This window comes from Moorena sp. SIO4A5, assembly GCF_010672005.1.
Taxonomy (GTDB): Bacteria; Cyanobacteriota; Cyanobacteriia; order Cyanobacteriales; family Coleofasciculaceae; genus Moorena.
In genome coordinates this window covers 1-3,095 of record NZ_JAAHHZ010000582.1, presented here as the reverse complement: position 1 = coordinate 3,095, position 3,095 = coordinate 1, and the positions used below count along the sequence as shown (strand labels likewise).

The following is a 3,095-nucleotide window of genomic DNA, read 5'->3' as shown; positions in this document are numbered from 1 at the left end:
CATGCCGCCAGATTGTTCCGACCCCGTTGGCATGCTCCTTTAACCAACCAAAAATGAGAAATATTGTGGAAAACAAGTCCAATCACTTTAGCTTCGTTGGTTTTCCTGATTTAGATGCGATTGCCCTATCAATAGTAGTCACTGTAGCACTTAAAGGTTGATCTGGGTCTGAATCAAGAAATACCTTAGCTTTCTGTCCTACTCGAATTTTGCCAATATCTCCTTGAGGAACGTATCCTCGTAGATAAACATTGTTGGGATCGATCACCGTTAAGAGTGTTTGACCAGCACTAACTATTTCTCCCGGTTCAACCAGACGAGTAATAACCACACCATCAATGGGACTGGCAATTTTCAGATCACTTATTTTGCTTTTAATCTCTTGTTGGAAAGCTTTGGCAATCTCAACTTCAGCTTGAACCATAGCCAGTTGTAAACGAGCCTGGGCTAACTGAGTTTGTAATCTGCTCAGTTGAGCGTTGATAATCTCTGGGTTGAGAGTAGAGGTTTGGGCTTGTACTAACTGACCCTGTGCTACATTTACTAATTTGCCGATAGCATTAACTGATGCTTGACTTGCTTTAACAGTTGCTTGGGCTTTTTCAAACGTTGTCTGAGCTTGGTCAAATCGTTGTTTGCTTACGGCTCCCTGCTCCACCAATTGAGCAAAGCGATCGCGATTAGCTTTTGCTAAGTTTAATTCAGATTGAGCTTCTTCTAACTTAGCAAACGCTTGATTAAGTTGAGCAACATTAGCTGCAACTGATGCCTCAGCTTGTAAGACTTGACCTCTGGTATCTTCTTGTGCTTTTTTGAGATTTAGCTGCACCTCCAGAATTTGACTTTCGACTAAATTGATTTGCAGACGGGCTTTAAGTTCCTGTTGCTGAGCAGAAACTAAACGAGCAGTAGCACCTTTTAACTGAGCTTGAATTTCTTGATCGTCAAGCCGCACAATGTTCTGATCTTTGTTTACTTCTTTCCCTTCCTGCACAGCTACAAAATTAACTCTACCTCCAACTTTCGTCCCAATATCAGTTTCGTCCCCCTCAATCCGACCACTTAGTGGGATTGTTCTATCTTGGGATGTTGATACAAAATACTTGCTTGACACAGCTATCCCAGCTAGGATTAAACCCAATAGGCTCAGTAGTAAAGGATAAATTTGCCGCTTCGGCTTGATAGTTTCCTGATTTTTGGCATTTTATTGATGATCTAAAAATAGAGATTTATCCATAAAGACTTATTTTTTTTGTTTATCACAAATAAATGGGGACTAAAATTTTAACTTATAGCACTAACCATTAAGGGTAGGACATTGATACAAGCAGCAAAAGCTGTTCTAGGAAACTATTGCCTATTGCTAGCATGCCTATTGCCTTGCGCGTAGCGCTATAACATGTCTGACAAGTTTCCTATCAGTCACCCTAGTAGGGGGCTAATGGTATTTGCTTCACCGATTGTATTTAAAATACTAACCTTGTGATTCTATGGGCACCAAACCTAACCAACGAGGGTGCGCTGAAGGCATTACAACTCCTTCAACACCAGTTAGTCTAGACTCCAGAATAATGACTTATATAATCAACGTTATTCGTTAAAAAATGACTTGTATTACCGCAGTGCTGACTATTGGTTTCAGACATCCTCTTAGGGAATATTTAGCGATAAATCAACACTTAATACTCAATTTTAAAACACCAAATCACCTGCGTCAACCCGGAGATTACCTATTTTCCAACCTAGAGAAATTGGTCCATTCCCATTAACTGGTTTGTACAGATCAAGGTGTTTTGACCAGTCATGTTTTATCCCATTTCGCGTCAGACTTGGCAAGTCATTTTTAGGATTGTAGGTCAGTTTAAGACTCTCACCAGTGCTACCAATCCACTGCACTTTACCTATGGCAATTTCACGTAAATCTAACTGACTTTTTGTCTTAACTGCCTGTTTAAAATCCTCATAGTTACCATGAGATTCCTCCTCTCCTACTTCTAGAGCAAAGCCAGCATAGCTATTGCCTAGGGGTGTTGCCTTCAGAGTTTTTTCCTGACTATAGAGCTGGGCGAATTTCTGGTTGGGTATAGCCACCTCAGTATAGGTATCCAAATTAATCGAGCGAATCGCTAACCAGGTTTTCTCCAGTTTAAAGAACCAAATCCCATCTTCTATTTCTGCTTGAGCCGTCTTAGGTAATTGGAAAAAGAATGGTCTATCCGTAGCTGGTCTTAACCAAAGAACTAGGTTACGGTATTGCCCAACTTGGTCGCCCTGATTTTTTCCTGGCTTCACCCAATCACCACCAGTATTAGCAACAAAAAAATCTACACCCCGCTCTTGATTGTATGCCATTAGCTTGAATGGTCCGACATCACCATCGGGGAACTCACCCGCCAAACTCCCCAACTGATAGGTATGACCAAAGAAGGTGGTTTCCCAATATCCTGGTTTGTCCTCACCTCCAGCTTTCCAATTTTCATAGACTGGTTTACTAGCCAGGATTTCCACAGGCTTCTGAAACTGCTTACGAGCTAACTTTACCACCGCCTGGGGAGGTCGATAGGCGCTAGTAATTACGTGAATTACATCCCGTTCTGGCTTAGGATTCACTAAGGTAACATCGCCAAAATAAAGCCAGAACAGACGGGCAGCACTGGCTCCGTATACCACATTACTTTTGCCGTAATCCCGCTTAGTCGGTCCGCCAAAACCACCTCGATAATATTTCACTGCTGCCGCCGCTGACATCCAATCTAGAGCCGCTTTCGCCAGTTGTTTCACCTCCGGCTCCTTCGCAAAGTCGTAGAGATTTAGATAAGCCGCAAAGGTGTGACCATGGTAAGTCTCTGAATCCCACTCTCCCATACCAATGTTGTAGAGCGCCCAGACATAGCGCTGAATTTTCTTTTTATACAGACGCCTAGTCTCTTCATTTCCGGTTTCCTCCGCCATCAGATAAACGGAAATCTCTCGCATTGCCCGGAGATTGTCCGTGTTGCGTCCATCCACCCAACCTCCTCGCACATCCGGTCCCCAACCATCACCACCTTTTCCCTTACCATAAATGGGGTGAGGACGCCCGTTGGGGTCTGTTT

The 3,095-nt window shown here is 43.0% G+C and carries 2 protein-coding genes; both read right to left on the bottom strand.

All coding sequences use genetic code 11. The features are described from left to right. Nucleotides 1-82 precede the first annotated feature (82 nt). Nucleotides 83-1,114: an HlyD family efflux transporter periplasmic adaptor subunit gene (locus tag F6K57_RS41390; protein WP_293074935.1), complete on the bottom strand. Its 1,032-nt coding sequence runs from the start codon at nt 1,112-1,114 to the stop codon at nt 83-85. 578 nt (nt 1,115-1,692) lie between these two features. Continuing rightward, nucleotides 1,693-3,095: hypothetical protein (locus F6K57_RS41385; RefSeq protein WP_293074932.1), on the bottom strand; the 1,403-nt coding region annotated here is incomplete at its 5' end.